This window comes from Brucella anthropi, from assembly GCF_046630315.1.
Lineage (GTDB): Bacteria > Pseudomonadota > Alphaproteobacteria > Rhizobiales > Rhizobiaceae > Brucella > Brucella anthropi_A.
The window spans coordinates 66,088-72,777 of the sequence record NZ_LQBD01000017.1 but is presented as its reverse complement, the minus strand read 5'-3'; the positions used below and the strand labels follow the sequence as shown (position 1 = coordinate 72,777).

The window sequence follows — 6,690 nt, the reverse complement described above, 5'->3', positions numbered from 1 at the left end:
CTGGCTTTCTCTCGTGACAGTGCTCCAGTTCCTTCCCAGGTGCCGCAGGTTCCAACTGGCAAGGCCGTACAGTCGGATACGTCCCTCAAAACGGTATTATCCAAACCGGAAGCATGGGGACCGCTTGACGGGCTGATTACAGGCGTCGGAGCAATGGCTGACGGCTCCGGCCCGATGCAGTGGGCGCTTGCCGTGGCAATGGTCGCTCTCGTCGGTGTCGGTCTGTACTTCTTCATCCGTCGGGTGAGGGAGGAGGCATGATCTGGGCGCTCATTCCCTCATGGCTGAAATACTCGCTCGCTGCCGTTCTGGCGGCGTTTCTGCTTCTGGCGGGTGGATATGTCGCCGGAAAGCTCTCAGGCACAGCCAGCACAGAAACCAAAATCGAAAGACAGAACAATGAAGCCACAGGCAAAGCTCTGGACGCTGCTCACTCTTATGATGAGTGCATTGATGCTGGCGGGGTGTGGACATTCAGCACCGGCAAATGTGAGCGGCGGCCGTAACGTTCTCGGAACCGATCTGATGGGCGCTCGCGGGGCAACTGCGGCGGATCAACGAAAGATCGACCGCACCATAGTGCGCGGTTGTGCGGGCGGCGTCTGGTCGAAAGACGAGTGCGCTATTCACGACAAGAAGTAATAGGGGGGAAGGTGAATAGCCCATTAGATGAGTTTGGACTGAAACTATATGTGTTGATTGCGGGGTTTGCGGGTGGGGCTTTACGCGCCCTATCGAGAAAGCGATATACGATCCGGGAAACTATCGCATCGCCTATCTGCGGTGCGCTGGCGGCTGGGTATTTGACTGGTCCCCTGGTGCATTATCTTCAAGCTATCCACTTCCCGTTGCCACCCAATGATGACACGAACGCCGGTCTTCATGCGGCTGCCTTCGTTGTGGGGGCATGCGGTATGTGGATCAGTGATGCGATATTTGAGGCCGTGACAGATCGCTTGAAAAGGTGATGGAATGGTGTTTTCTCCGATGTGAGAGAACTTCAAATCACATGCGTGGACTGAGGCGGTTATGAGGGGAAAAAGGTTAGGGGATGGCGCGGGATTATCCTTTATAATCAAAGGTCTGATTTTCATCGTAAGTTGGGGTAAGAAATCAATTTTCTTAAATAATTTCATGTGTTTAAGTCTACCAAGTTTGACTTTACATAAAAGTTGTTTTCGTGCCACATGAAACTGTCGGGAGGATGCATGCGATGGCAGGTGGGCAAGTAAGATGACGATCCGCAAGACAAGTCACAGTGCTGCGCGTTTCGCGCATCGTATGTCGGGCTTCCGGGAAGGCAAGCGGATAGTACCGGAAGAGATACCGGTGGCCCTGAGCTACAATGGCTCGACACAGGCTGTGATGATGGCGACCCCCGATAATCTTGAGGACTTTGCGATCGGGTTTACACTGACCGAGAATATTGTCGACCATATTTCTGAAATTGAAGCGATTGAGATCGTGGACTTCGAAAAAGGCATCGACATACAGATCAGACTGTCCGAACGCCCGGAGCAGAGGCTTGCGGCGCGACGCCGGTTTATGGCCGGTCCTGTCGGATGTGGTCTTTGCGGCATAGATTCCATTGAACATGCGTTGCGGCCGCTCAGGACACTGGACCGGACCGGCAGAAAGTTTGCGCCCCGCGATATTTCGTTAGCTGTTTCATCGCTTGCAGAAGGGCAGCGATTGAATGCTGAAACTCATGCCGTTCATGCTGCGGGTTTCTATTTGCCGGGTGAGGGGCGTGTTGCCGTGCGTGAGGATGTTGGGCGCCACAACGCGTTGGATAAGCTCGTCGGCGCCGTCTCGCATATTGGTTCTTCGCCTGAAAGCGGAATTATTGCGATCACCAGTCGTGTATCGGTCGAAATGGTACAGAAGGCGGTTATGTTTGGTGCGCCGGTTCTGGCAGCGATCTCCGCTCCAACGGCTCTTGCCATCCGAACGGCTGAGGAATCGAACCTGACGCTTGTGGCGTTGGTCCGGGGAGATGAATTCGACGTTTATGCGCATGGGGAGCGTATCGCCGGAGATTGACCGGCCTTTTTGCAAAGGCCGGTCAAAGTGTCATTATACGAGGGCAGCGATACGGCTGCGTTCACTTACGATCTGCAATGCTGCATTGGCTGCTTCCACGCCTTTCACCTTGAAGTGGGTATGGAAGAACTCATGATGTTCCTTGCTTTCATGATAATGATGCGGTGTGAGGACGACACTCAGTACCGGAACCCCTGTTTCCAGGCCGACCTGCATCATGCCGTTGATGACGGCAGTTGCCACGAAATCATGCCTGTAGATACCGCCATCCACCACGAAAGCTGCGCCAACGATGGCGGCATACCGGCTGGTTTTGGCCAGAGATTTGGCGTGGAGGGGGATTTCATAGGCGCCGGGAACGTCGAAGATTTCGACTTCCACATTGGCGCCGGCCTTCGCGGACAGTTCAGCGATGAAGCTTTTGCGGGCTTCGTCGACGATATCGGCGTGCCAGCGGGCTTGAATGAATGCGATCTTGAATGAAGACTTGTTCGGATAGCTCTGGTTCATAGGTTCCTCAAGAAACTAGAATCAGGGCGCACAAAAGAACGCTCAGACGGTGCCTGAAAGGCACAATCTCAACGATCAATCGCTCTCTTCCATCCGGACTTTAACCGTCGGCTCCGGCATCTCACCGGATCTGCTGACCCTGAATTGAAAGCGAATCGACTTCAACCAGGCGCTCGCGGGCTCGAAGCGGAAAACGCTTCATACCGCCGGTGGGGAGTTTCACCCCGCCCCGAGAACAAACCCGCACACCATTATGCGGGCGGCGGGAAATTATGCCGTTGTCGATGGCTTGTCCAGTATGATGAGAAAATTTTCTGCTTCCTCGCTTTGAAAGCGAGGAGAGACCGGAACTGCATCGCAGAGTATGGTCATTTTAAAAGGATAAAGCTTTATTTTCCAAAGGCTTTTGGGAATGTTCCGGTCGCTAGTATTTTTTATGGATTACATTTCCTGCCTTTATCCATCAGGAGATATTGACACCCCGACGGGGTTTGAGCCTATCTTACGCTCCACATCTTGTCTTGGGGATCAGCTGCTTCCATAAAAGACAACGTTGTCAATCGGGGTAAGTCGGCGTAAGAGTGGGACGGAGGATTTCAGGAAAACGCCGCCGAGGGATGGCCGGGGCGCGGGTGAAAGCGAAAATTTCACATCGTATTGCGGCAGAGACTGACAGAAAGAGGCTGCGTGGAGCAGCCGGTTTCTGATCTGTGCCGGGGAGGCACAGGTGGGAGTGAAAAGGTGGATTGTCGCGCCAAAGCAAAGGCTTGGCTGGATATCCGAAAAATTTAGTTTCGTTTGTTTCTACGGGAGGTAGACATGCATAAACTTTTGAAGCTCGCCGCGATGGGTACGGCCGCCTGCGCTTTGCTTGCCGGAATGGCCCCTGTCGCCGGTGCACAGGACAAGCAGAATGTCGAGGTTCTGCACTGGTGGACTGCCGGCGGTGAGGCTGCCGCACTCGATGTCTTGAAGAAGGATCTTGAAAAGAAGGGCATCAGCTGGACCGATATGCCGGTTGCCGGTGGCGGCGGTACGGAAGCCATGACGGTGCTGCGCGCCCGCGTCACGGCTGGCAATGCACCAACGGCAGTGCAGATGCTCGGCTTCGACATTCGCGACTGGGCGGAACAGGGCGCCCTTGGCAATCTCGATGAGGTCGCCAACAAGGAAGGCTGGGACAAGGTTATTCCGGCTCCATTGCAGGAATTTGCCAAATATGACGGTCATTGGATCGCGGCTCCTGTCAATGTTCACTCCACAAACTGGATGTGGATCAATAAGGCCGCGCTCGATAAGGCTGGCGGTAAGGAGCCAACCAACTGGGACGAACTGATTGCGCTTCTCGACAAGTTCAAGGAACAGGGCATTACGCCGGTCGCTCATGGTGGCCAGCCGTGGCAGGATGCGACAATTTTTGACGCCGTTGTGCTTTCGTTCGGCACCGACTTCTACAAAAAGGCTTTCATCAATCTCGATCCCGAAACTCTGGGAAGCGATACGATGAAACAGGCATTCGACCGTATGACGAAACTGCGGTCTTATGTGGATGACAACTTCTCCGGTCGTGACTGGAATCTTGCCTCAGCAATGGTTATTGAGGGCAAGGCCGGTTTACAGTTCATGGGCGACTGGGCAAAGGGCGAGTTCATCAAGGCTGGCAAGAAGCCGGGCGAGGATTTCGTCTGCATGCGTTATCCGGGCACACAGGGCGCCATCACCTTCAATTCCGACATGTTCGCGATGTTCAAGGTTTCCGACGACAAGGTTCCGGCTCAGCTTGAAATGGCGTCGGCAATTGAAAGTCCGACTTTCCAGTCCGCATTCAATGTGGTGAAGGGGTCTGCTCCGGCGCGTACGGATGTGCCCGACACCGACTTTGATGCCTGCGGCAAGAAGGCTATCGCCGACGAAAAGGAGGCAAGCGAAAAGGGCACGATGCTGGGCTCCATGGCGCATGGCTACGCCAATCCGGCTGCGGTCAAGAACGCCATCTATGATGTCGTGACGCGCCAGTTCAACGGGCAGCTTTCATCGGAAGATGCCGTCAAGGAACTCGTTTCGGCTGTCGAGGCTGCGAAGTAATGGCGAAAAGACGTCCGGGACAATATCCCGGACGTCTTTTATTTCAGGCGCTCTGGATAATGGTGGCGCGTCTGAAACTGCTGGCGGCAGCGGGCGGAAATCAAGACAAGAATTGCATGCTGAAGGTCTGCATGTTTCCATCGGAAATTGCAGCAGGCTGAACTTATGAAGTGCATTCGGTCGCGCGTAGTAGGGTAGCGCCGGATTGCCGATCAAATCGATGTCGGAACCTTATCGCCAGATCAATGGTATGGTTGCCGACGGCGTGAACAGGGTGACGCAAATATGCAGCGTAACAACCGATTACAGGAACTGGTGCCGAAGCTGGTTCTGGGGCCGAGCTTTCTGATAGTGCTCGTCTTTGTCTACGGTTTCATTATTTACACGGGCGTTCTCTCGCTGACCAACAGTCGGATGCTGCCTTCCTACGGCTTCGTCGGGCTCACAAATTACACCAAGTTATGGGCCTTGCCGCATTGGTGGCGCGCAATCACAAATCTGGCAATCTTTGCATCGCTCTACATCATTATCTGTTCGGTGATCGGGCTGTTTCTTGCAATCCTGCTAGACCAGAAAATTCGCGGCGAAGGCATATTGCGCCCGATCTATCTCTACCCGATGGCACTTTCCTTTATCGTGACCGGAACAGCGTGGAAGTGGTTTCTCGATCCGGGGATCGGTCTGGAAAACACAATGCATCTATGGGGTTGGGAGAGTTTCTCGTTCAATTGGATCAAGAGCAACACGATGGCAATCTACTGTCTCGTGATTGCTGCGGTGTGGCAATCATCCGGATTTGTGATGGCGATGTTTCTTGCGGGATTGCGCGGTGTCGACAATGAGATCATCAAGGCGGCTCAGATTGATGGTGCATCGACGGGCACGATCTATCGCCGCATCATCATTCCGCTGATGCGCCCGGTTTTCCTGTCGGCATTCGTGGTCCTCGCGCATCTGGCGATCAAGGCTTATGATCTTGTGATCGCACTGACCGGCGGTGGGCCGGGACAGGCCACCGAATTGCCTGCGACGTTCATGTATTCCTACACATTCACCCGAAACCAGATGGGTATCGGCGCGTCTTCGGCAATCATCATGCTGGCGATGATCTTCTCGATCATCATTCCTTATCTGTACTCGGAAATTCGCGGAGGGTCGCGGTCATGAGCGCCCAGTCGCAAGACAATGCCATCAGCAGCGGAAAGCTGACACGTGCGCTGATCTACACCGCGCTGCTGCTCTTTGCTTTCTACTACCTGCTGCCGCTTTATGTGATGCTGGTCAACTCGTTCAAACCCCTGGATGAAATCCGTCAGGGCGGCATGTTGAACCTGCCGCAGCAATGGACCATCGAACCGTGGTTGTCGGCCTGGTCAACGGCGCAGATCGGAGTACAGCCCACGGGGCTGAAACCTTTCTTCATCAACTCGATCCTGATGGTTGTTCCAGCCGTTGCGATCTCGACCATTGTTGGCGCGTTGAACGGCTATGTGCTGACCAAATGGCAGTTTCGCGGGTCGAATGTCTTTTTCGGTTTGCTGCTGCTGTCGTGCTTCATTCCGTTCCAGATCGTCCTCATCCCGATGGCGCGTGTTCTAGGTTTCCTGGGAATTGCGGGCACGATCTGGGGGTTGATCCTTGTACATGTGGTTTATGGTATCGGGTTCACGACCCTTTATTTCCGCAACTATTATGAGGCTTTCCCGACCGAGCTGGTGCGAGCCGCTCAAATCGATGGAGCGAGCTTTTTCCAGATATTTTGGCGAATTTTGCTGCCGTCATCCGGGCCGATCATCGTTGTTTCCGTGATCTGGCAATTCACCAATATCTGGAACGACTTTCTGTTCGGCGCTTCCTTCTCAGGCGCGAATTCGACGCCGATGACGGTTGCGCTCAACAATCTGGTTTCCTCCTCCACCGGCGTCAAGGAGTACAATGTCCATTTCGCGGGAGCCATCCTGGCAGCCCTGCCGACGCTGATCGTCTATATCGTTTCCGGTCGCTATTTCGTACGCGGCCTGATGTCCGGTGCCGTCAAGGGATAAGGTGCAA

The 6,690-nt window shown here is 54.2% G+C and carries 7 protein-coding genes, 1 pseudogene and 1 riboswitch; of the genes and pseudogenes, 7 read left to right on the top strand and 1 reads right to left on the bottom strand.

Annotated elements, in window-relative coordinates:
- From AVM02_RS11290 to fdhD, 4 genes and pseudogenes are all read left to right on the top strand, one after another.
- Positions 1-261, top strand: a pseudogene (locus tag AVM02_RS11290) (acetylmuramidase); the annotation flags it as partial.
- A complete protein-coding gene (locus AVM02_RS11285) occupies positions 258-506 on the top strand; it encodes a hypothetical protein (RefSeq protein WP_411507064.1) in 249 nt (82 codons plus the stop codon). The pseudogene AVM02_RS11290 and the gene AVM02_RS11285, both read left to right, overlap by 4 nt.
- Positions 400-642, top strand: coding sequence for a hypothetical protein (locus AVM02_RS11280; protein WP_411507061.1), 243 nt, complete (start codon positions 400-402; stop codon positions 640-642). Before AVM02_RS11285 ends, AVM02_RS11280 begins: the two co-directional genes overlap by 107 nt.
- A gap of 591 nt (positions 643-1,233) precedes the next feature.
- Positions 1,234-2,043, top strand: coding sequence for a formate dehydrogenase accessory sulfurtransferase FdhD (fdhD, locus tag AVM02_RS11275; RefSeq protein WP_411507060.1), 810 nt, complete (start codon positions 1,234-1,236; stop codon positions 2,041-2,043).
- A gap of 33 nt (positions 2,044-2,076) precedes the next feature.
- On the opposite strand, the gene AVM02_RS11270 is transcribed toward fdhD, so the two are convergent.
- Complete coding sequence (locus tag AVM02_RS11270) at positions 2,077-2,553, bottom strand: 6,7-dimethyl-8-ribityllumazine synthase (protein WP_411507059.1); 477 nt, start codon at positions 2,551-2,553, stop codon at positions 2,077-2,079.
- 77 nt (positions 2,554-2,630) lie between these two features.
- A riboswitch (FMN riboswitch) is annotated at positions 2,631-2,794 on the bottom strand.
- A 578-nt stretch (positions 2,795-3,372) separates the two neighbouring features.
- Between AVM02_RS11270 and AVM02_RS11265 the strand changes: the two genes are divergently transcribed.
- The 3 genes from AVM02_RS11265 (at position 3,373) to AVM02_RS11255 (ending at position 6,683) form a co-directional block, all read left to right on the top strand.
- On the top strand, positions 3,373-4,638 hold the full coding sequence (locus tag AVM02_RS11265) for an ABC transporter substrate-binding protein (RefSeq protein ID WP_411507058.1): 1,266 nt from the start codon (positions 3,373-3,375) through the stop codon (positions 4,636-4,638).
- A 285-nt stretch (positions 4,639-4,923) separates the two neighbouring features.
- Positions 4,924-5,805 carry a carbohydrate ABC transporter permease gene (locus AVM02_RS11260; RefSeq protein WP_411507057.1) on the top strand — a complete coding sequence of 294 codons (882 nt, stop codon included), beginning with the start codon at positions 4,924-4,926 and terminating at the stop codon, positions 5,803-5,805.
- Positions 5,802-6,683 carry a carbohydrate ABC transporter permease gene (locus AVM02_RS11255; RefSeq protein ID WP_411507056.1) on the top strand — a complete coding sequence of 294 codons (882 nt, stop codon included), beginning with the start codon at positions 5,802-5,804 and terminating at the stop codon, positions 6,681-6,683. Before AVM02_RS11260 ends, AVM02_RS11255 begins: the two co-directional genes overlap by 4 nt.
- The last annotated feature ends 7 nt before the right edge of the window (positions 6,684-6,690 follow it).

Coding starts and splice junctions, on each gene's coding strand:
- AVM02_RS11285 (WP_411507064.1), top strand. CDS start 258: ATGATCTGGGCGCTCATTCCCTCATGGCTGAAATACTCGCTCGCTGCC.
- AVM02_RS11280 (WP_411507061.1), top strand. CDS start 400: ATGAAGCCACAGGCAAAGCTCTGGACGCTGCTCACTCTTATGATGAGT.
- fdhD (WP_411507060.1), top strand. CDS start 1,234: ATGACGATCCGCAAGACAAGTCACAGTGCTGCGCGTTTCGCGCATCGT.
- AVM02_RS11270 (WP_411507059.1), bottom strand. CDS start 2,553: ATGAACCAGAGCTATCCGAACAAGTCTTCATTCAAGATCGCATTCATT.
- AVM02_RS11265 (WP_411507058.1), top strand. CDS start 3,373: ATGCATAAACTTTTGAAGCTCGCCGCGATGGGTACGGCCGCCTGCGCT.
- AVM02_RS11260 (WP_411507057.1), top strand. CDS start 4,924: ATGCAGCGTAACAACCGATTACAGGAACTGGTGCCGAAGCTGGTTCTG.
- AVM02_RS11255 (WP_411507056.1), top strand. CDS start 5,802: ATGAGCGCCCAGTCGCAAGACAATGCCATCAGCAGCGGAAAGCTGACA.